This window comes from Ruegeria sp. S263, assembly GCF_056780525.1.
Map to the genome: position 1 here is coordinate 3,453,380 of NZ_CM165558.1, position 21,755 is coordinate 3,475,134.

Genomic DNA, 21,755 nt, shown 5'->3' on the forward strand with positions numbered 1-21,755 from the left:
CCTTAGACCGGGAAGTGTTTTGGGAAGAACCGCGACAGCGAAAGCATGCAAACATCCCTGAATTCCCGACGATCAGCCACCTTTGGATACAACATCAAACTGAGCCAGGCCCCGTCTGACATCGCCTCTACGGCCCGAGCTGTTTTTTCTGGATCAAGATCGTCGTAGCCTCCGTCGGCAATCAATTCACCACATAGGTGCAAAATTCGATCATATCTTTCGTTGTCATATTTATTATGAATCTTCAAGTAATTAGGCCGATACTTCGCTTGCCCCCAGAAGGCAAACCAGACGGCCAACCGCTTGTGGGTACAAATACTCTTGTCAAAGTCCGCTCGAATAATCGCAGCCAGCCTATGCGCGGCTGTAGGTTCCGCAGCTTCATAGTATTTGAGCCAATTCTCATAGTGTTCTTGTGCAAGGAAACCAAGCGCGGCGTCATACAAAGCTTCCTTGCTGTCGAAGTGATAATTCACGACGCCATGGGACAGATTGGCTGTTTCTGTCACGTGTTTAAGCGTCGTGTCAGAAAACCCGCGTTTCGAGATCGAGTCTATGGCGGCCATGATCAACTGCAAGCGACGAACTTCAGGAGGTTCGGTGCGTCGTTTTTTCTGAAGCTCATGCGTCTCCAATTTAACTCTCCTCTCGTTCGGCCATTTGCCTGTCCAGCAAATCCGCTCTCTGTTGTCGGAACATAATTATTGCTGCGATAGCAACGCAAATAGCAATCACAAGAATCATGATGGTTGCTAGCGCGTTGATGTCCGGCCTGAGGCCCAGTCGAATGCGTGAAAAGATCAAAATTGGCAAGGTATTTGCGCCAGGGCCAGTAACAAAACTTGCTATGACCAAATCATCGAGAGACAGCGTGAATGCCAGCAACCATCCCGAAATTAGTGCCGGCGTCAGCTGCGGGATCGTTATAGCCGTAAGAACTTTGAACGGTTTTGCGCCAAGATCGGCGGCCGCTTCTTCCAGTGTTTGCCCCACACCGGTTAAGCGTGCCTGAATTGTTACCGCCACATAGGCCATTGAAAAGGTAATATGCGCGATCGTAATCGTCGCAAAACCGCGCTCAGCAGGCCATCCGATCAGCTGGTTCAGCGAGATGAAGAAAACCAGCAAGGACAATCCGGTTATCACCTCGGGCATAACCAAGGGCGCGACCAACATGCCACCGAACAAGGTCCGCCCCTTGAACCGTCCAAAGCGCACCATAGCCAAACCTGCCAAGGTGCCAAGCGCCGTGGCAAAAGTAGCGTTGACAACGGCAATCTGAAGACTGAGTGAAACAGCACTCCAGACTTCGGCAGATTGAAAAAGCTCCTTGTACCAGCGCAACGACCATCCACCCCAAACCGGTACCAGCTTTGAGTAGTTGAATGAGTAAATAACCAACAGGATCATTGGGATGTAAAAGAATGCCAGCCCCAAGGTCAGCATGATGGTTAAGAAACGGGAGCGTTTGGCGTACATCTATTGCTCCTCCGCTGCTTTGCCTTGGTAGTGCTGGAAAACCATGATTGGCAGCACCAGTATGAACAGCAGAACAATCGCAACTGCGGCGGCCACTGGCCAATCGCTGTTTCTAGAGAACTCATTGTAGAGAACCCGCCCAATCATCTGCACGTTGCCGCCACCTAACAGATCGGGGATAACGTATTCGCCGGTCGCAGGGATAAAGACCAGCAGTGAACCAGCGACAATTCCAGGCATCGTCAGAGGCAATGTGATTTTGAAGAAAGTGTTCGTTGGTTTGGAACCAAGGTCGGCGGCCGCCTCGTTCAGGCTGTTGTCCAGCTTCTCCATATTCGCGTACAGCGGCAGGATCATGAACGGCATATACGTATAGACGATCCCGATATAGACGGCGAATTCCGTGTAAAGCATGCGGATCGGCTCATCGATCACCCCCAGCGCTATCAGAAGGTTGTTGATTGTGCCTTGATCCGCAAGCAGGCCCATCCACGAATAGACCCGCAACAAGAAAGACGTCCAAAACGGGAGAATGATCGCAAACAACAAGAGCGGCTTCGCGACCGGCCCCGATCGTACAATTGCATAGGCAATAGGGTAGCCAAACAAGAGGCACAAGAACGTACACGTTACTGAAATCTTGAGTGAATTTACGTAAGTGTCAAAGTACAGGCTGTCTTCCCAGATGTAGACAAAGTTGTCGAAGACTAGGCGGATTGTCATGATCCCGTCGCCTGTCCACTCAATTAAACTTGTGAATGGCGGGCTCGCAATCGCCAGCTCAGCTAAGCTTATCTTTGCGACAATGAAGAACGGTGCAAGAAAGAAAACAAGCAACCAGAAGAACGGTATGACGGTGATGATCTGACGCCATCTGCTCTGGATACGCCGCATAACTAAACGGACCATGGGTTGTCGTTCAACCTGCGGCAGTTCGGACATATCCTCGGTGAAATCCGTCATGAGTGGAGCAACATGGCGCTAGACGGATCCCAGCTGATATTCACCTTGTCTTCCCACGTTAATCGCTGCGCAGCATGCGTCGGACGTGACTGGTTGGGCTGAGTGACGTCGAAGATTTCGCCATTGGGAAGCCTTACCTTATAGATCGATGTCTCTCCCAAATACCCAACATCGTCGATAACGGCCGCTGTCTGGTTCGCGCCCTCAGCAATTGTATCAGATTTCTCAAGTCGAATTTTCTCGGGCCTCAGCGCAACCCAAATCTTGCCGCCAACCTTCACCGAATGACCGTGATCAATAAAAACTTCGCAGAACTCGGTTTCGACCCGAACATGGTCGGCCCCATCCTCGGTCACCCTGCCCTCAAAAATATTTGCTGATCCGATAAAGTCAGCCACAAAGCGGGATTCTGGAAACTCGTAGATCTCTGTCGGAGTTCCAATCTGTTTGAAGCGGCCCGCGTCCATGACTGCCATTCGCGAGGACAGGGTCATTGCTTCTTCCTGATCATGAGTTACGACGATGAACGTGACGCCGACCTTGTCTTGAATGTTGGCAAGCTCAAACTGCGTTTGCTTACGCAGTTTTTTGTCCAGAGCAGCCAATGGTTCATCCAAGAGTAGCAGCTTGGGACGTTTGACTAAGGCACGCGCCAAGGCAACACGCTGGCGTTGCCCACCGGACAATTGTTTAGGTTTTCTTTTTTTGAAGTCTTCCAACTCAACAAGCTTGAGGATGTCGTGAACCCTGTCAGCAATGTCTAGCTTTGGGACATGGTCCTGCTGCAACCCGAAAGCCACGTTTTTTTCGACGGTCATATGCGGAAAAAGCGCATAGCTTTGGAACATCATGTTCGTCGGACGTTCGTAGGCCGGCACATCGGCCATATCGACTCCGTCGATAGTGATTGTGCCACTGTTCAAATCCTCAAACCCAGCAAGCATTCGAAGCAGTGTCGACTTTCCACATCCAGATCCACCTAAAAGGCAGAATAGCTCTCCTTTGTAGATATCCAGATCAACATTGTCGACAGCAGTCACTGCTCCGTACTTCTTGGTGACGCCTCTGATTTTTACAAGAGGTTGCTGCTCTTTTTGATCAAGCCATGGTTGTGGGCTGACAGCCGTGGAAACAGTCAATTTGGGCCTCTTAGTCTGCCAGTCGGGATCCGGGGATTCAGTAGCGAACCGGTCAGGTTCGCCACTGCATTTGCCAGTATGAGTGGATTTAGTTTCCGGCCTTAAAGTCAGTCCAGGTACGCGTCTGCAAGCGCTCGACCTTGGGAGGAAGAACGGCAGTCGTGTACATCTTGGCAACCTGATCCGATGTTGGGAACGCTGCAGGGCTGGAGGTGACAGCCTCATCCACCATCGGCTTGGCAGTCAGGTTGGCGGTCGCGTACCAGGTGAAGTTACTATCATTAGCCGCAACCTCGGGGCGCATCATATAGTTCAGGAAAAGATGCGCGTCTTCTTTGTTCGCGGCGTCTTCAGGGATCAGCCATCCATCTATCCAAAGCTGCGCTGTACGATCACCTTCGGGCAGGAAGAAGTCTAGCACGACACCAGTGTCGGCTTCAGCTGCGCCAGACATGGCAAGGAGACCATCAGGACCCCATGTGGTTGAGACACAGAACTCTTTCTGAGGCATCCGTTGATAAGCATAGTTATCGAAGGTTTTGATGTATGGCCTGATTTCCGCCAGCATCTCCCCAACTTTCTCATAGTCTTCCTTGTTTGTGGAGTTCGCATCCAAGCCCATATGCGCCAAAGCCATCGGAATGATGTCGCCCGGGGAATCCAGGAATGAAACGCCGCACTTGGACAACTCTTTCATGTGAACAGGATCGAAAACCATATCCATCGAGCCGATTGGGGCACCTGGATACGTCTCTTTCACCAATTCTTCGTTGTACGTGACGCCGTGCGTTCCCCACATATATGGAATGAAGTGTTGGTTGCCTGGATCCCATTCACTTGACAACTGCTCCATGATTGCGGGGTCGATGTGCTTGATATTGTCCAGCTTCGACATATCCAGCGGCGCAACAATACCCGCTTTTATCAATCGAGCCGTATCACTGCCGGCATGACTAACCACATCATATCCGCTGTTTCCCGCTAGTAGCTTCGCATCAATTGCTTCGGCAGAGTCATACGGATCATAAATAACCTTAATACCGTATTCTTTTTCGAAGTTCTCGATTGTGTCTTCAGCGATGTACTCTCCCCAATTCGTAACCTTCAACACACGCTCTTGCGCGTAAGCCGATCCCGAAACCGCAGTAGTAGTTGCCGCTATAACTGTAATTCCGGCGATTTTCCTGATTGAGTTCATAACTTCGCTTCCTCTCCCTGAGTGGTGGCTGAATTTGTCTTGCCTTGTTTGCTGGTCTGTCTTCTCGAATGATCGCGCCTGCGTTGCGGGCGCGATCACCAAGCACCCCATTCTCCCAAGTCGCTATATTTTTATCTGACTGGTCATTCAGGACGGTAGTCCGCTGAAATCTGTACTGTCAACCTTGGTTGCATGAATTTTGATCATATCGCCACATACCACTGGTTTTGCACCTGATTTGAGCAGGTAAATCGAAAACCATCGACCAAGGAAACCTCACGGGCGTAACTAGCAGTACATTTTTGAATGATCATTCAGTCAGAAAAAGTTGACGAGCAAGTCAATTTAAGCGACACCTACACTCAGTCGAAGAGTGGCGGATTCAGCAGGGCAAAATTTTCAACCTTGGACACTGTCCCCACCTGAGACCCTAACTGACCAAACCAAAACTATGCGGGTTGTTCCGATGCGCGACGAAGCCAGAAACACAGAAATTCCCGCCAATTGGGACCGTCGCGGGTTGCCCGGCTGGTGCTATCACAGCAACGCCCTTCTTGAACTCGAGAAGAGCGAACTTTTCAAAACGCATTGGCAAATCGCGTGCCACGTTTCGGATGTTCCGGAACCCGGTAATTTTCTGTGTTTTGACATGTGCGGTGAACGCGCCCTGATCTTGAAGGACAGCAACTCGGACATCCGCGCGTTTCTAAACGTTTGTCGCCACCGCGGTTCTCGGCTGGTCTCGAAAGAGCAAGGAAAATGTGCAAACGCTCTAGTCTGCCCATTTCACGGCTGGGTTTACAATCTTGATGGAACGCTACGCGGCGCCGCCCGTCCGGAGTCATTCCCCGATCTAGACAAGCACGAGTTTGGCCTGAAAGAGATTGAAATGGAAATCTGGCAGGGTTTTGTCTTCGTTCGCTTCAAACCTGGACCCCAGCCATCAGTAGCCGAACTGCTAGCCCCGATTGAACAGGAAGCCTCTGCCTACAAAATGGCCGAACATGTCCCGACGGACGGAATCTGGACCGAGGAGACTCCTGTAAACTGGAAATCGATCAGAGATGTCGACAACGAAGGGTATCATGTCCCGCTCGCGCACCCTGCCCTTCAGGATTTATATGGCTCGACCTATTCAGACGAACCATATGTCGACGGCGTCTCACGCTCCGATGGAAGATTCACTCCGACGAAGGGCCGCAGGTGGGCTGTTCGCAACTACAAGAAATTCACTAGTCCACAGCCTCACCTGCCAGAACACTTGCACAAAACTTGGCTTTACTACGGCATTTTTCCAAATGCGGTAATAGCCGTCACACCTGAGACGACCCTCTTTTATCAAGAGTTTCCGATCACGACGGATAAATCCATTCTACGGAGCGCGACATACCGAAACCCGAACGAAGACCGCCAACAAAGAGCGGCACGCTACCTTGCCGCTCGGATTGATCGAGAGACAGTGGAAGAAGATATTCAGCTCACGATATGGTCCAACGAAGCCATGGCTTCAGAGGCGTTCGAGGGCTTCTATCTTTCTGATCTCGAGTACGGCGTACGCTCCCATCATGACCATCTCAGGAAAATTCTCCCAATCTACAACTCTGAATCAGCACCTGGAGAAGATGAAGTTGCCGCGTTGAATGATGCGATGTCCGCTGAGCCGAAATCGTGACGAAAGGTATATTCAAAGTGGAGGAAGCAGAAGCTCAAAGGCAGTTCCTGGCAACGACTGTCGGAACGCCTGGTTCTGGTGCCACAAGATATGCAGCTGCGATGTATTTCTTTAAGAACGGAAAGCTTTCTGCCGAGATGCTGGAAATCTACCGAAGATGCAGCAAGTTAGACACGGAAGATCCGCTCGATCTGGCTAGATACGAGGGCGTTTCAATTCCAGAATTCGTTTGCAATCTATGCGCAAGAACTGACGAATGACTTCTCGCGCGCAATTGAACAAATCCTTAGACAATTCAGATCCTTGTAAATTCTCACGATGCTGAGAAAGCCAAAAACCTACTCCGAACATTGTCTCACAGGCCACTTTAAGTGTTGGAGCGAAAACATTGAAAGTTTATGACTTTGACGTCGTTGTCGTTGGTGCCGGAGCAGCAGGAATTGCAGCTACTCGTGCTCTCAAATCGGCGGGACTCTCAGTAGTCTGCATCGAGGCATCCAACCGCGTCGGGGGGCGCGCGCACACGGACACGGAAATCTTTGGCGTCCCGTTCGACGTGGGAGCGCATTGGATGCACACCGAACATGCAAACGCTCTGAAAGCTCCGGGTCTAGCACTTGGTCTTGATCTCTATGCGGCCCCGGACAACGCGGTGACGTATGGCTTGGAGGATGACGCTGTTCTGTGGGACGAGGTCGACGAAATTCATAGCGCGATAAAAGAAGCGGCGCGCATCGATGCAGAAATTGAAGCAAGTACCGGAATTCCAACAGACCGGTCCTTGGCAGACATTTGGCATAACAAAAGGCATTGGTCATTTACGGCAGCGATGACATTCGCGTTGTCAATTGCCAGAGATTTGCCGGATACATCTCTGCGAGACATCAGTGCATGGGAGGGCGGAGACGATTGGTTTTGCCGCGAAGGCTTCGGACACCTCATTGCATGCACCGCAAAGGGGCTGCCAATTAAATTGGCCACTCCGGTCACAGAAATAAAATCTCTTACTGAAGGCGTGCAGATAACTACGGCCACTGGCAAGATCAAAGCTCGAACCGTAGTTGTTACAGTTTCCGTCGGCGTCTTAGCCGAAGACATCATCCACTTTGATCCCCCGCTAGAATCCGACCGACGCTCAGCGCTCGAGCTCATCACTATGGGAGACTACAATCACGCTGGCCTCCTTTTCCGCCCCGGAGCTTTGCCAGTGCAACCGGATACTTGGCTGACATACCACTTAGAACCCGACGCCAAAGGGGTAGCCCGTGGAGGTGGTTTTCTTTGCGACATCTCAAACACCGGTCTAACTAGCTTTGAAAGTTCTGGCAGCTTTTCCAAAGATTTGCAGGATGCGGGATCTGAAAGCGCCATAGAACATGCGCTCGAAACACTGGTTGGCTTCTTCGGCACAACAGTCAGAAAAGCCTTCATCAAAGGCCACGCGACCGCTTGGCGAAATGAACCTTATGTGCGTGGTTCTTACGCTGGAGCCAGACCGGGAGGCCACGACAAACGCGCTGTCTTACGCCAGTCTCATGCTGAGCGGGTGCACTTCGCCGGTGAAGCGACACATCCTAACCAACAATGCTCGGTCAGCGGAGCCCACCTAGAAGGATTAAGGGCCGCGGAAGATGTGTTGGCGCAGTTAAGCTGAACACCTGGCGATCAATTTGCTCCAGCACGAGAACAATCTAAGAATTTCAAGCAAACCTTTCGACAAAATTCACAAGGCTAAACTCAGCTTTCGCGTGCTCTGCGGTCAATTCAGATCAAGCTATCCAATCAAAGAGAGATGATAAGCGGTTGGAAGTTTTGTGCGAACACCAAGCGGCCGTGTTTCAGCGGGGTGACACTATGGAGTAAGATACTCTCTTTTGATTAGTTTTCTTGGATGCCCAGTAAGGAACGAAACCAGGCTAAGTGTCGCAGAATGTCTGTGTCTGCTCTGCGGACATTGCAGTCATTGACCTAAAGTTACATGATCGCCACCTGACGGGATCAAGTGGAGACACCATGGCAGACGAGAGAGTGAGCCACTGGGAGGAGGTCTACCGCGAGAAAGACGATACCCAGCTGAGTTGGCATCAGGATGATCCCTCGATCTCATTGGAGCTCTGCGACGTGGTCGGCGTCGATAATGCCTCCTCTGTGATAGACATAGGCGGAGGCACTTCACACTTCGCAGAACGCCTGATCGAAAGAGGACTGAGCGACGTTTCTGTGCTCGATGTATCCAAAGCTGCGCTTGATCGATCTCGTGGACAACTTGGCGCCGTAGGCGAGCAGATTGAATGGATCGCAGCCGATGTCACAACCTGGAGCCCGGAGAGAAGCTATGATCTATGGCACGATCGCGCCGTATTTCATTTCCTTGTCGATGCGGACGACCGTTCCGCCTACCGGGACCAGTTGTACCGCTGCCTTCTCCCAGGTGGCCATGCGATTATCGCAACGTTTGCGCTCGACGGTCCGAAGAAGTGCAGCGGTTTGCCGATCGTTCGCTATGATCCAGAGGGGCTATGTGAGGTATTAGGCGATCGTTTTTCCCTGGTCACGCATCGGAAGCACACACACCATACTCCTTGGGGAAGCTCTCAGTCCTTCCAATTCAGCTTGTTACGCGTGGGCCAGTAGCGCTGCTGTTGCGCTTCGGCACGACTGTGACATCCAATGGCCTTGCTCATGCCTTCGCTGCAACTTTACTCATCCGGCGGCCGTCTTGCGGACGAAGTCGCCCTTCGGTTTCTTTCCAAGCCTGCGCATGATAATCTTTGATAATTGCACTTTGCTCGGAGGAGGATGACCTCTGAAACGCAGGCTGACCGCCATACTAGCAGCCGATCTGGTTGGGTATTCCCGCCTTATGAACTCGGATCAAAGCGGAACGCTCAGCGCGTTGCGAGAGCTTCGATCTGGGCTTTTTGACCCTTCTGTAGTCGCGCATCGCGGCAATTTAGTGAAATGCATGGGGGATGGTTGGATAGTCGAGTTTCCATCAGTCTCTGACGCTGTGACCTGAGCTGTCGCCATTCAGAACTCTTTGGCCAGCGAGAATACACTGAAGTTGAGAATTGGGATACACACAGGTGAAGTCGTTTTCGAGGAGGATGATGTATTTGGTAACGGCGTTAACGTCGCCGCTCGTTTGGAAGCGCTTGCCGAAGCCGGGCAGGTTCTCATCTCCGGCTCCGCCTATGAATGCCTGGACAGCAAAACGGCTTGCGCTTTCCAAGGCGGAGAAAACCGTGAGCTTAAGAACATTGATCGACCGGTGCCAGTCTGGTGGTGGGGGGACGCCGAGTTTGTAGATCCGCTTTATGATTCTGAACCGCCCGGGTCCCCTGACGGAACTGCGATCGCCGTATTACCATTTGACAACATTTCAGGCGACCCTGAACAGGAATATTTTTCGGACGGGTTGTCCGAAGACATAATTACGGCTCTGTCGAAACACCACTGGCTCGAGGTCGTCGCGCGCAACACGACCTTTGCCTACAAGGGAAAATCCCCGAATGTTCGGCAGCTCGCCGATGACTTGGACGCCGACTACGTTGTCGAAGGCTCGGTCAGGAAAGCGGGCGCGCGCATTCGAGTCACGGTTCAGCTGATTGACGCATCGACTGGCAACCACGTGTGGGCGGAAAAATATGACCGTCAGTTGGAAGACATCTTCGATGTTCAGGACGAGATCACGGAAAAAATTGTTGGCAGACTGGAGCCCGAGGTCGGAAATGCGATCCGGCGCAAGTTAGAAGATACGCCGCGCCGAAACCCCCATGCCTGGGACTGCTATCATCTTGGGCTTGCGCATTTTTACAAGTTTACTGCCGTAAGCAACCGTGAAGCTCAGAGGTTGTTTCTCCAAAGCCGCGAACTGGACCCCAGTTTTCCCGAGGCACATGCCTGGTGGGCCTATGCCACGATTCTCGGGATGGTGTATTGGGACACGGAACCGGATTCTGCCCTTATGGACGAAGCGCTGGCTGCCGCACGCACCGCCGTTTCAATGGATAACCAGAATGCGCTGCTCTACATGCTGATGGGCAGAGTCCAACTGGCCCGCCGGGAATACCGCAGCGCGCTGGCTGAGAATGAAACTGCAATCAAATTGAACCCGACGCTGGCTCCAGCATATTGCGGATTGGGAGACTCACTTTCCTATGAGGGACGATACGAAGAGGCGATTGCCAATTTCGAGAAAGCCGTGGAGATGAGCCCTAACCATCCACAGCTTTGGGCCTTTCTGAGCTATGGCGCGCTGACTCTGCTTTTCGATCACCAGTTCGAGAAAGCTCTGGACTGGGCAGAGCGGGCTCGCGATGTGCCAAATTGCCAATACTGGGCCACCGCGCATGCAGCCGTGGCGCTTGCCAATCTCGGGCGGGACAAAGATCTGGCCAAGATGGTGCGTAACCTAATGGTGGAAGAGCCGAAATTCTCGCGGTCATTCGCAAAAAATAAACTGTTCTATCTGAAGCGGGACGATCAAATGGAACTTTACCTTGCAGGGCTTGCAAAGGCAGGTATCCCCGCCTGATTTTTCCTGTGATCGGCCCTTGCTTTGCCGCTTGTCTTGAATGCTTGCGTCAGGTCAAGCCGAATGACCGCAACGGATTCGGAGCGGGACTTAAACTCCCGCAGAAATTGCTTGTCCGGTGACGTGTTGAAGATCGCTCTGCGGTGGCCTTTACGCCATGTATCGCCAATCTGCCCGCGGTCCAAAACAACGTGATCATGACCAGCCTGCTTTAAGTGCCAGCTAACGGAAAGACCAGCTTGACCTCCGCCCACAACCACAGTGTCAATCAGGGTGTACATAGCAGCAAACCTTTCTATGAAACTCTATCGGCGACAGCTAGTTGCTTCAACGTATCAATGTCCGCTCAGGGCTCAACGAGGTCATTCGACCGTTTTTGTCTGATGACGGCTAAGCGCCGCTAAGCGGTCTTTCGGCAGCAGACAGTCGAACTTTCTTCATTTAGTGATCGCTCTGCACGATAACAGTCGCTGGCGAAAATAGTCCGCTGTTACCGCGGTTCGAACATAACTACCGCCCAGCTATGCCGTGTAAGGCACAAGTATTCGCAACTCATGCCGAATTACGATATATAAAATAAATACTTGCCACGTTGTACCTTCACCTTCTGAGAACAGAGGAGTCAACTATGCCAACACCTCTCTTCAAGCCAGGTCATTCTGGCAATCCCGGCGGGCGACCCAAGCTGGACCCCGAGACAAGAAAGTTGATCCAGTCGAACGGCGAGGTCGCTGTGAAACGCATGAGCGACCTTTTGTCGATGGACGAGCTTTTCAATCACATAGATGGGAACGGTGAATATGTATCGGGAAAACTCTCTGGCAAAGAACAAATCGCCCTCTTAGCCCTAGCTCAGGACCGAGCCTTCGGACGCGCTGATGGCGTAAGCATCACGCACACCCACAGCGGAACTGTAGGCATGAGCGTCAATCCAACACAGCGGCTCAAAGACATAAGCGACCGCCTTCCAGAGAGATTGGCTCAACAGAAGGTGATTGAGGCAAAATTGGATGACGACGAATAGTCTCCAACCATCACTTAGCTACTGCCAGGTGTAGAGGTTTGGTTTTGTGCCTACAGGCCATGTGCCCGCGCACGTAAGCCCCCTCGAGTTGACGGCCCTATATTGTATTTGATAGAGAAGGCGCCCTTTTCCAAAAAATTAGGAGGACCTGCATATGTGGGTAGCATTCTCGACGCCCGAGGGTTCGGGCTTTTTCTCTGCCGTTGCAAAGGATGAGGACGGCAAGACCAGCGGACCGCACATGGGGTCTCGCGTCTGTCTGCGGTTCCGCCGCGCTCAGGACGCCGAACTTCTGCGCAATTACGGTATGGACGGCGAGGTGATCGAAACACCGGGCGGCGACTATCGCTACCGAGCGTTCATTCCACGCAACCACCTGATGACGGTGCTGATGAACTTGGGCGACCGAATGGAATACCCTAATTTCAAGGACAGCATTCCCGAAGATGACATAGCACTCGCAAACGCATGCCACGAGGCATGGGCAGTATTCGGCGATTTACAGGAGGGTGGACCGTATGGATTGGGGTGAAAACATCCTTTTTTACCCAGAACGGTTGCCTCAAAGTTGCCTTGAGTAAAAAGCCCGTGAAATCATCAAGTGGGCCACACCATCTAAGTCTTTATTTTCTAGTTTAAACCAGTGGCGGACCGAGGAGGATTCGAACCCCCGACCCCTTGATTCGTAGTCAAGTACTCTATCCAGCTGAGCTATCGGTCCGCGTTGGTGAGGCGCTATGTAGACCCGGTATTCGGGACGTGCAAGTCGATTCTGCAAAAATAATTCAAAAAGTACCACCGCCCCGTGGAAGCCTTATTTCGAACCTTGTTCCGTCAGGGCCGGTTTCGGCAAGAACCAGATCGCCGCCGTGCCCACGCACCAGTTCCTGCGAGATCGCAAGCCCAAGACCAGAGCCACCTTTACGCACCCCTCCCTGAAACGGGGTAAACAGGTTTTCGCGCGCCTTCGGCGGCAAACCGGGGCCTGTGTCCTTCACCTCAAGGTACCAATTGGCCTCATCCTCATAGCCGGAAATCGTGATATTCCCGGGTTTCGCCGACGCGACCAGCGCCTGACGCGCGTTGCGAACCAGATTCATGATGACGCGGAACATCTGTTCGGGATCAGCGCGCGCCACAAGATCCTCTGGCACCTCGTTAAGGATTTGCACACAGCCCCCAGTAACGGACAGCAATTCGCTGGAGACAACGTCATCTGCCACGTCATGCAACGGCACCATCGTCAGCGTAGGTGCCGGCTCTTCGGCGCGACCAAAGGCCAATGTGCTTTCGCACAGGGAAACCGCGCGAGTGATCGAATTCACCAGTTTAGGCGCCATACGCCGCACCAACGGGTCATCGCTTGCTTCGATCCGGTCTGTAAAAAGCTGCGCCGACGTGAGGATGTTGCGAAGATCGTGGCTGACCTTGGCCACCGCTCCGCCCAGTTGCGCAAGACGCTCGCGTTGCTTCAGGGCTTGGGTCAGCTCTTTCTGCAACTGTTCCAGCGCTTCTTCTGCCTCGCGCAGTTCGGTCACTTTCGAGTTGGGCGAGATGATTCCCCGCGCATCCTCGGGCGCGCCAGCATAGCGCTGCATGTAACCTACGACGCTTTTGATTGGCTTCACCAGAACCACGCGCACAGCCAGAAACAGAAAAAACGCCGTGATAATCGAAATTACGAAAGACAGCCCCAGAATACGCAGCCCGTAATCTGTCATCGCCATGCGCAGCGGTTCGCTGTCTGTTGTGACTTCGATCAGCAAGCCCGCGTCTTTCACTGGCTCACCTATCACGCGGATCACCTCGTTCTCAGGGGTAAACAGCCGGGCCACAGCGTCACGGATCAAAATCCATGGGGTCGCGTCGCGCAGATCGTAGGTGTTGGTGATCCGATCAGGGATAGGAGAAGACAGCATCAACTGCCGCACCTCATCGCGGCGCAGCACCACGTTATAGACACCCGCATTGGCCAGCAGCTCAGCCTCAAGATCATCAGCCAGCATGTCGTCGGCCAACAGCGCCAGGGATGCGATCTGGGCGCGTTCAAGACGGTTTAGCAGGAAATCCTCGCGGAAACGCGCGATCGAGGGGACAAAGATCAAAATCTCGGCCAACATGACGAAGACCGTGGTCAGGATCAGAAATCGGCCTGACAGAGAATTCAATCTGCTCTCCCTTCCCGGTCAGGGCAGCCAGCGCTGGACGAACCTGACCACTTGTTTAACCGTCTGATTCTCAAACAGCCTTGGCGAGAAATAGGCACCCGCCACCCGTTTGTTAAGTTCTCCGATCGTCGGATAGGGCGAAACCATCGCGGCGATCTGTCCCATCTTGAGGTTATTGGCCAATGCCAGAGACCACAAGTTGATCAACTCTCCCGCCTGATGCCCAACGATTGTCGCACCGACCGGGCGGCCTTTTACGACCATGACCTTAATGAAACCTTTAGTTTTGCGTTCGGAAATGGCGCGGTCGTTATGGTGATAGTCAAAGCGCGCGATTTCCACCTTGTCGCCATGCTGCGCGCGGGCCTGAGCCTCGGTCAGGCCGACCTGAGCCAGTTCAGGATCGGTATAGGTGGCCCAGGGGATATGCGCCGTTTGCGCCTTGGAGGGCAGGCCAAAGAGGGCCGAGCGGATGATGATGCCCGCGTGATAGCCCGCCACATGGGTAAACTGCAGCCCACCCGCCACATCACCAATGGCGTAGACCTTTTTGTTGGTTGTGCGCAGCGCGTCATCCACCTTGATACCGGTGCGCGTGGGTTCGATCCCAGCCGCCTCAAGGTTCAGCCGGTCGGTATTGGCCTTGCGCCCTGCGGCCAGCAACAGGTGCGAGCCCGCGTAGATCTGGCCGGTTTCGGTTACAACTTCGACCTTCCCGTCCGCGCCGCGAATCTGGGCGACCATGGCCTGTTCGTGGATCTCGACGCCCTCAGCACGCAATGTGTCCAGCACGATCGCCGCCGCCTCGGGGTCGTCCTTGCCCAGCGCCTGCATCCCTTCGATCACAGTGACCTTGCAGCCCAGACGAATATGGGCCTGCGCCATCTCCATCCCGATGGGGCCGCCGCCGATGATCAGCAGATGCTCGGGCTTGTCGCGCAGGTCAAAGATCGTCTCGTTAGTATAATACGGCACCTGATCCAAACCAGGGATCGGCGGCACCAACGGCGACGAGCCGGTGGCGATCACCACCCGCCGCGCGGTGATCAGGTGGTCGCCCGCCTGTACCTGCGTGGGCGAGATGAACTGACCATATTCGCGGATCACTTTGACGCCAAAGCCTTCGAACCGCTCCTGACTGTCCATCGGCTCAATCTGCGCGATCACGTCATGCACGTGGTCCTTGGCGGCGGCATAGTCCACCTGCGGCACCACATCCGCCACGCCCAGCGCCGAGGCATGAGCCTGCCCAAAAGCCGCCTTGCCACTGGCGATCAGCGCTTTGGACGGCACGCAGCCAAAGTTCAGGCAGTCGCCGCCCATCTTGTGACCTTCCAGCAAGATGACGTCCGCACCCATCTGGCTGGCACCGGCGGCCACAGACAAGCCACCCGACCCGGCGCCGATCACCAGGATATCTGTCTTCAGCTCTTGCATGGGGTCAGGCGTCCTTTTTACCACGTATCGCTTTGATAACTATCGGCAAAGCCGCTAGTACACACAAGCCGATGATCGGGCCAATCACGAAAGGCTCCCACAGCAGCGACACATCCGGCGTCTCGCCCCGGTCAAACACGCCGCCCAGACCGACACCAATCCAAGTATAGACGATGCCCCCGGGGATGATGCCCAGCGCAGTGGTGATCAGGAAGTTGCGGAATTTGACGCCCACCAGCGCGGGCACCAGATTGGCCACGAAAAACGGTACCACCGGCACAAGGCGCAGCAGGAACAAGACCGAGACTTCATTCTCGCGCAGCCCATCCTTCAGCTTTTTAACAGTACCTTCCGATGATTCCAGACGTGCGGTCAGGGTTTCCCCAAGCCCCCAGCGTGCTGCCAGAAAGATTGCGCAGGCGCCGATGGTCGCGGCAAAGACGTTGAAGACCGTGCCTGCAAGCAGGCCGAACAAGAACCCTCCTGTCATCGAAGCCACCGCCGCTCCGGGCAACGAAAATGCAACGATCACGATATAGATCGCGACAAACGCACCGGCCATGGCCCAAAAATGGCTGTCACGCCATTCCAGCAACGCCTCGCGGTTGTCACGCAACGTTTCAAAGGTCAGGTAATCGCCCAGTGCGAAAAACCCCACCGTGGCCACAGCAAGAATCACCAGCAAAGGAATATGCCGCGTAAGCCCAGCGCGGGGGGCCTGCGTTGTGTCGCTCATGAGGCTGTCCGATTTTGTACGTTTCATCTTGCCCCCAACATGCGACGTCTGGCAGTTCGACAACAGGGACCTCACGCTGCGTTGATGTTAACCGTAGGGAATGTGAGGGTTTGAGGCAGTAAAACCCCCAAATTGAAACCTTTCGGGTTGCGCGGCTACAGAATTGTTGCAAAAGGCGTGAAAACCCCCACCTAGGGGTTTGACTTACCCCCCGCTACCCAGTAGAGGACGGGCTTCGAACACTAGGGCCAGGCGAATCCGCGCCGCACCCGACCGCTATAGATTGGAGACGGAGCGATGAAACGCACCTATCAGCCTTCGAACCTGGTTCGCAAACGCCGCCACGGTTTCCGCGCGCGCATGGCCACCAAGGCCGGCCGCAAGATCCTGAATGCACGTCGCGCACGCGGCCGCAAATCGCTGAGCGCATAAACCGCTCACCGATCAGGTTATGAACATGACGCCGCCGGAGGCCCCTGAGGATGGTAACAACCAACCGAGGGTGAAGCCCCCGGCGGCGTCCGTTTGCGCGCCTGAAACGCTCATCATCCTCAAAAAACGGTCCGATTTCCTGAAAGCCGCCCGCGCGCGCAGGCAGGGGACACCGTCGATGATGGTTCAGGCCCGAAAGCGCGCCGATGACGAAGCGGACGGTATTCGCGTCGGCTTTACCTGCTCCAAGAAAGTTGGCAATGCCGTGGCACGCAATCGCGCCAAGCGAAGACTGCGCGAGGCGGCACGTGCGGTCCTGCCGGACAATGGGGAAAGCGGTTGGGACTATGTCCTTATAGGTCGCGCCGAGGTCACCGCAGGACGCCCCTATGACGCGCTTCTGGGCGATTTGCGATACGCGCTGCGCAAAATTCACAGCGCGAAGACGTGACGCTGCTTTCCCATATCCTCGCCCTGCCCATCCGGATCTATCGTTTGGTCTTCAGCCCTTGGGTCGGTTTTAACTGCCGGTATCAACCAACCTGTTCGGCCTACGCCCTTGAAGCGTTGGAAAAGCACGGGCCGGTCAAGGGAACTTGGCTGACCATCCGGCGCATCGGGCGCTGCCACCCTTGGGGCGGGGATGGTTATGATCCCGTACCGGGCTGTTCGGACTGTGAACGCTCTTCCCACGACCCGCAGTAACACTTGACCCGTTCCGATCCGCGCTGAACAGTTGCCCTATTCAGCCGGAGGCCCAAATGACATCCCAGGCGCGTCACACTCTGCCCACGCATGACGTCGTGAACCAACCTCCTTTGCGCGGTGACAGCGACCTTTGGGTGGCTGATCCTGTTCTCCAAAACCTTCTGCACAATTTCGGTGGGCGCGCCGACCCGGTATTGACCTATGGTGACATACTGGGCCGCGCCAAAACGCGGGAATTGGGGCGCGAGGCCAATCGACACCCGCCGGAACTAATGCTGTTCGATCAAGGCGGCCGTCGCATCGACGAAGTCAGGTTCCATCCCGCGTATCACCAGATGATGCAGATCAGCCAAGCCGCTGGCTACGCAGCGTTGGCCTGGGACGGACAGCCCGGTGGCCACACCACCCATGCGGCAATGGTATATATGGCCAGTCAGGTCGAGCCCGGACATTGCTGCCCTCTGACAATGACCTATGCCGCAATTCCTGCGATCGAAGCTGACGCACACTTGGCTTCGATCTGGCGCCCAAAACTGTCCGCCTTCGACTACGACGGGACGATCAACCCCATTTCCGACAAAAGCAGCGCCACGCTGGGCATGGCAATGACCGAGAAACAGGGCGGCTCGGATGTGCGGGCCAACACAACAACCGCTACAAGGGACGGCGATCACTGGCGATTGCGCGGGCATAAGTGGTTCTGCTCGGCCCCAATGTCGGACGGATTCCTGACCTTGGCGCAGGCTTCGGGCGGCTTGACCTGTTTCCTTGTTCCCCGCTGGTTAGAAGGCCAGCGCAATGCGATTCATCTGATGCGCCTGAAAGACAAGCTGGGGAACAAGGCGAACGCTTCTTCCGAAATCGAATACCACGACGCGCTCGCTTATCAGCTTGGTGACGAAGGGTCCGGAATACGCACGATTCTGGAAATGGTGCATCACACCCGGCTGGACACCGCCATCGCCCCGGCCGGATTGATGCGCGCCGCGTTGACCGAAGCCCACCACTGGGTCTTGCATCGTAGTGCTTTTCAGCGTCGGCTGATCGACCAACCGTTGATGCGCGCCGTCCTTGCCGATCTGGTGCTGGACTGGGAGGGCGCATTGACGCTGGGATTGCGTGTCGCCCAAGCGTTTGATGGCACCTCTGCCGAGGATCGCGCCTTTGCCCGCATCGGCGTCGCACTGGCCAAGTTCCTGAACAACAAACGCTGTCCCGTCGTCGCTGTTGAAGCTATGGAGATTCTGGGCGGTATGGGATACGTCGAAGACAACCCCCTGCCGATGATCTACCGCGAAGCCCCCCTGAACGGGATTTGGGAAGGGTCAGGGAACGTGATCTGCCTCGACATACTCCGAACTTTGACGCAAGAGCCGCTGGCCGCCGAGGTTCTGCAAGCGGAACTGAACGCCGCAACGGGTGCGGATCTGGAATACGACGCCGCGCTAAAGGCACATCGCGACCGCTGGCCGGGCATCCCCCCCGAAACCGAGGCGCGCTGGTTCGCCGAACGCACAGCGCTTTTGCTGACCGCGTCCCAGTTGCTGAGACACGCGCCCGGTCCCGTGGCCGATGGTTTTGTCGCCACCAGAATCGCCGAACACAGCGGTCGGATCGCGGGATCGGTCGCAGGTCTGGACACAAACGCGCTGCTGGGGCGCTTGGGATGACCCGGCCACTTGCCGGGTTCCGTCAACTATTGTAGGGGCTGCGCATGTTTGACGAAGCTGACGATATCCACCCGCTCTTTGCCGGTGCGCCCTCGACCACCGAGTTCAAGAAGCTGCGCAAGCGCATCGTGCGCCAGACCCGCGAGGCGATCGAGCAGTACGGGATGATAAGTCCGTCAGCCCACGACAAGGATGGCAAACCCCCTCGTTGGCTGGTCTGCCTGTCGGGCGGCAAGGACAGCTATACGCTTCTGGCGGTGCTGTATGAGTTGAAGTGGCGTGGCCTGCTGCCGGTTGATCTGCTAGCGTGCAATCTGGATCAAGGTCAGCCGGGCTTTCCCGCCACTGTTCTTCCTGAATTTCTGGAACGGATGGGTGTTCCCCACCGGATCGAATATCAGGACACATACTCTGTCGTGATGGACAAAGTTCCGCAGGGCCGGACGTATTGCGCACTATGTTCACGCCTGCGCCGGGGCAACCTGTATCGTATCGCGCGCGAAGAGGGGTGCTCGGCCATTGTTCTGGGCCATCACCGCGACGATATCCTTGAGACGTTCTTTATGAACCTGTTCCACGGCGGACGTTTGGCGACGATGCCGCCTAAACTGGTGAATGAGGAAGGCGATCTGTTTGTCTTCCGCCCTCTGGCCCATGTGGCCGAGGCAGATTGCGAGAAATTCGCCAATGCAATGAGCTATCCCATCATCCCCTGTGACCTGTGCGGCAGTCAGGACGGGCTGCAACGTCAGCAGGTAAAACAGATTCTGGATCAATGGGAAAAGAACAGCCCCGGACGCAGACAGGTGATGTTCCGCGCGCTGACCAATGCAAGGCCCTCGCACCTGCTGGACCCAAAGCTGTTCGATTTCGAAGGTCTGAGCCTGAACACTGACAAAAAGGACGAAATTGAGGACAAAATTCCTCAGTTGCGTTAACGACTGACTCAGATAGGTTTTCTACGGTTACCCTGAGCGTGCGATGCCCAAGGGAAAGGCCGGAAACCTGATGTGGAAACATTTCTCTGTTAACAGAGCTCTCGATTTTCTGGCCACCGTGTTCAGCGGACCATCCGTTCTGGCATTCGCGCCGGCGATCTGCCTTGCTGCGTTTTGGATAGGCGGAGAGCGTACGCTTGTTCTCGTGGCCCTCATTCTACCTGTATTGATCGCCGCAATCATGGTGCTTGTCCGCAAGGTCCAACCCGATTCCACCGATTTGAACGCAGCCAGCGGCCTGATGGCCATTGATATGTTCGCCGCAGAGATGGAAGGCTTTTTTGAGGCCAGCCGAAACATGCAGCAGGACTCTGCCTGCATGATTGTCGCACTGGACGGGTTTGCCGACATTTTAGACCTGCATGGTCAGGCGGCGGCAAATCATTTGGCAGAACAGTTCTGTGACCGTGTCCTGTCGTCGATTCGCACGCATGACATCACGACAAGACTGGATCAGAACTCGGTCGCAATCGGCTTGCGCCCGTCCAGTCATCTGGATCTTGAAGCGTGCATTCAAATGTCTGGCCGCATTCAGGCCGCCATAGAGGAACCGATCAGCGTAAACGGTGCCAGCATTTATGTTTCCTGTTCCATCGGCTTCTGCCTTTTGTCCAGCGTGAAGGAAGACGGGTTCGACTACTGGATCGACGCAACGAACGCAGCCTTGAGCGAGGCGCAGCGAAACGGACCATCAACGATCCGTGCCTATTCCAGCGAAACCCGCCGCAGGTCGCGCACCCGTGCAAACCTGCGCAAAGAATTCGAGGCTGCGCTGGAAAGCGGTGAAATCCGCCCATGGTTTCAACCTCAGATATCCACAGACACCGGCAAGGTAACTGGATTCGAGGCCCTTGCCCGGTGGGAGCATCCCCAAAAGGGCGTCATCGGCCCGCAGGTGTTTTTGCCCTTTGCCGAGCAAGCCGAATTGATGGAGCGATTTGGGCAGGCTATGCGCCACCACGCCTTCGCGGCGATGCAGAAATGGGATCACGCCGGGATCGGTGTGCCCCGGATCGGCATCAATTTCTCGTCCGAAGAATTGCGCGACCCTGCCCTGATGGATCGGCTGAAATGGGAACTGGATCAGCATGGCCTTACCCCTGACAGGCTCGCGGTAGAGATCCTTGAGACCGTGTTTTCCCGGCACCCCGATGACGTGATTACCCGAAATGTAATCGGTCTATCCAGCTTGGGTTGCTGCATTGATCTGGATGATTTCGGCACCGGCCATGCGTCGATCGCGTCTATCAAACGCTTTGACGTATCCCGGATCAAAATCGACCGCTCATTCGTGGCCAAAGCCGACAAGGATGCCAGCCAGCAGCAAATGGTCAGCGCGATTCTGACGATGGCGGAAAGGTTGAACGTGGAAACTCTGGCAGAAGGTGTGGAAACCCCCGGGGAACATGCATTGATGGCACAATTGGGCTGCAATCACGTTCAGGGGTTCGGTATCGGTAAGCCGATGCCGTTTGAAAAAACTCTGGATTGGATGACTGCGCACCGGAACAAGGTTGGGGGTGTACCCAGGATCGGGCGTCAGGCGGGATCATAAACGCGAAATTACGCCACAAAAGCCTTATACGCGACTATA

Annotated in this window: 21 protein-coding genes and 1 tRNA gene; 12 read left to right on the top strand and 10 right to left on the bottom strand. The window is 54.8% G+C overall.

Going from position 1 to position 21,755, the window contains the following annotated elements; genetic code table 11:
• Positions 1–2: 2 nt before the first annotated feature.
• From ACT2B1_RS17000 to ACT2B1_RS17020, 5 genes are all read right to left on the bottom strand, one after another.
• Complete coding sequence (locus tag ACT2B1_RS17000; RefSeq protein WP_170352666.1) at positions 3–635, bottom strand: TetR/AcrR family transcriptional regulator; 633 nt, start codon at positions 633–635, stop codon at positions 3–5.
• A 1-nt stretch (position 636) separates the two neighbouring features.
• Positions 637–1,479: an ABC transporter permease subunit gene (locus tag ACT2B1_RS17005; RefSeq protein ID WP_170352665.1), complete on the bottom strand. Its 843-nt coding sequence runs from the start codon at positions 1,477–1,479 to the stop codon at positions 637–639.
• Positions 1,480–2,388 carry an ABC transporter permease subunit gene (locus tag ACT2B1_RS17010; RefSeq protein WP_481669032.1) on the bottom strand — a complete coding sequence of 303 codons (909 nt, stop codon included), beginning with the start codon at positions 2,386–2,388 and terminating at the stop codon, positions 1,480–1,482.
• Between the two features lie 50 nt (positions 2,389–2,438).
• Positions 2,439–3,581: an ABC transporter ATP-binding protein gene (locus tag ACT2B1_RS17015; protein WP_170545218.1), complete on the bottom strand. Its 1,143-nt coding sequence runs from the start codon at positions 3,579–3,581 to the stop codon at positions 2,439–2,441.
• Between the two features lie 88 nt (positions 3,582–3,669).
• Entirely contained in the window at positions 3,670–4,779 is a 1,110-nt protein-coding gene (locus tag ACT2B1_RS17020) for an extracellular solute-binding protein (RefSeq protein WP_481668243.1), read from the bottom strand.
• Positions 4,780–5,245: 466 nt separating this feature from the next.
• Between ACT2B1_RS17020 and ACT2B1_RS17025 the strand changes: the two genes are divergently transcribed.
• The 4 genes from ACT2B1_RS17025 (at position 5,246) to ACT2B1_RS17040 (ending at position 10,988) form a co-directional block, all read left to right on the top strand.
• Positions 5,246–6,451: an aromatic ring-hydroxylating oxygenase subunit alpha gene (locus ACT2B1_RS17025; protein WP_481668244.1), complete on the top strand. Its 1,206-nt coding sequence runs from the start codon at positions 5,246–5,248 to the stop codon at positions 6,449–6,451.
• Between the two features lie 388 nt (positions 6,452–6,839).
• Positions 6,840–8,105: an NAD(P)/FAD-dependent oxidoreductase gene (locus tag ACT2B1_RS17030; RefSeq protein ID WP_170704606.1), complete on the top strand. Its 1,266-nt coding sequence runs from the start codon at positions 6,840–6,842 to the stop codon at positions 8,103–8,105.
• A 359-nt stretch (positions 8,106–8,464) separates the two neighbouring features.
• Positions 8,465–9,085, top strand: coding sequence for a class I SAM-dependent methyltransferase (locus ACT2B1_RS17035; RefSeq protein WP_480702548.1), 621 nt, complete (start codon positions 8,465–8,467; stop codon positions 9,083–9,085).
• A gap of 430 nt (positions 9,086–9,515) precedes the next feature.
• Positions 9,516–10,988 (top strand): tetratricopeptide repeat protein, encoded by a 1,473-nt coding sequence (locus ACT2B1_RS17040; protein ID WP_481668245.1) that lies wholly within the window; start codon positions 9,516–9,518, stop codon positions 10,986–10,988.
• On the opposite strand, the gene ACT2B1_RS17045 is transcribed toward ACT2B1_RS17040, so the two are convergent.
• The gene (locus tag ACT2B1_RS17045) at positions 10,949–11,269 is read right to left on the bottom strand and encodes an FAD-dependent oxidoreductase (RefSeq protein ID WP_480702549.1); all 321 of its coding nucleotides are present in this window, start codon (positions 11,267–11,269) and stop codon (positions 10,949–10,951) included. The genes ACT2B1_RS17040 and ACT2B1_RS17045 overlap by 40 nt on opposite strands.
• Positions 11,270–11,616: 347 nt before the next feature.
• On the opposite strand from ACT2B1_RS17045, the gene ACT2B1_RS17050 reads away from it, so the two are divergent.
• Both ACT2B1_RS17050 and ACT2B1_RS17055 read left to right on the top strand, forming a co-directional pair.
• Entirely contained in the window at positions 11,617–12,012 is a 396-nt protein-coding gene (locus tag ACT2B1_RS17050) for a hypothetical protein (protein WP_481668246.1), read from the top strand.
• Between the two features lie 154 nt (positions 12,013–12,166).
• Entirely contained in the window at positions 12,167–12,544 is a 378-nt protein-coding gene (locus ACT2B1_RS17055) for a hypothetical protein (RefSeq protein ID WP_481668247.1), read from the top strand.
• A gap of 112 nt (positions 12,545–12,656) precedes the next feature.
• On the opposite strand, the gene ACT2B1_RS17060 is transcribed toward ACT2B1_RS17055, so the two are convergent.
• The 4 genes from ACT2B1_RS17060 to ACT2B1_RS17075 all read right to left on the bottom strand — a co-directional run bounded on the left by ACT2B1_RS17060 (position 12,657) and on the right by ACT2B1_RS17075 (position 16,353).
• Positions 12,657–12,733: transfer RNA gene (locus tag ACT2B1_RS17060), tRNA-Arg, on the bottom strand.
• Positions 12,734–12,797: 64 nt separating this feature from the next.
• Complete coding sequence (locus ACT2B1_RS17065) at positions 12,798–14,180, bottom strand: sensor histidine kinase (protein WP_254428856.1); 1,383 nt, start codon at positions 14,178–14,180, stop codon at positions 12,798–12,800.
• Between the two features lie 18 nt (positions 14,181–14,198).
• Entirely contained in the window at positions 14,199–15,617 is a 1,419-nt protein-coding gene (locus ACT2B1_RS17070) for a dihydrolipoyl dehydrogenase family protein (RefSeq protein ID WP_171126077.1), read from the bottom strand.
• A 4-nt stretch (positions 15,618–15,621) separates the two neighbouring features.
• On the bottom strand, positions 15,622–16,353 hold the full coding sequence (locus ACT2B1_RS17075) for a TVP38/TMEM64 family protein (protein ID WP_171240986.1): 732 nt from the start codon (positions 16,351–16,353) through the stop codon (positions 15,622–15,624).
• A gap of 297 nt (positions 16,354–16,650) precedes the next feature.
• Here ACT2B1_RS17075 and rpmH point away from each other — a divergent pair, with 297 nt between their 5' ends.
• The 6 genes from rpmH (at position 16,651) to ACT2B1_RS17105 (ending at position 21,716) form a co-directional block, all read left to right on the top strand.
• On the top strand, positions 16,651–16,785 hold the full coding sequence (gene rpmH, locus ACT2B1_RS17080; RefSeq protein WP_005980833.1) for a 50S ribosomal protein L34: 135 nt from the start codon (positions 16,651–16,653) through the stop codon (positions 16,783–16,785).
• A 25-nt stretch (positions 16,786–16,810) separates the two neighbouring features.
• Positions 16,811–17,236 carry a ribonuclease P protein component gene (rnpA, locus tag ACT2B1_RS17085; protein ID WP_171126074.1) on the top strand — a complete coding sequence of 142 codons (426 nt, stop codon included), beginning with the start codon at positions 16,811–16,813 and terminating at the stop codon, positions 17,234–17,236.
• Positions 17,233–17,490 carry a membrane protein insertion efficiency factor YidD gene (yidD, locus tag ACT2B1_RS17090; RefSeq protein ID WP_219635857.1) on the top strand — a complete coding sequence of 86 codons (258 nt, stop codon included), beginning with the start codon at positions 17,233–17,235 and terminating at the stop codon, positions 17,488–17,490. Before rnpA ends, yidD begins: the two co-directional genes overlap by 4 nt.
• A 56-nt stretch (positions 17,491–17,546) precedes the next feature.
• Positions 17,547–19,163 (top strand): acyl-CoA dehydrogenase family protein, encoded by a 1,617-nt coding sequence (locus tag ACT2B1_RS17095; protein ID WP_481668248.1) that lies wholly within the window; start codon positions 17,547–17,549, stop codon positions 19,161–19,163.
• Positions 19,164–19,207: 44 nt separating this feature from the next.
• Positions 19,208–20,101, top strand: coding sequence for a tRNA 2-thiocytidine(32) synthetase TtcA (gene ttcA, locus ACT2B1_RS17100; protein WP_481668249.1), 894 nt, complete (start codon positions 19,208–19,210; stop codon positions 20,099–20,101).
• A gap of 70 nt (positions 20,102–20,171) precedes the next feature.
• A complete protein-coding gene (locus ACT2B1_RS17105; RefSeq protein WP_481669033.1) occupies positions 20,172–21,716 on the top strand; it encodes a putative bifunctional diguanylate cyclase/phosphodiesterase in 1,545 nt (514 codons plus the stop codon).
• Positions 21,717–21,755 lie beyond the last annotated feature (39 nt).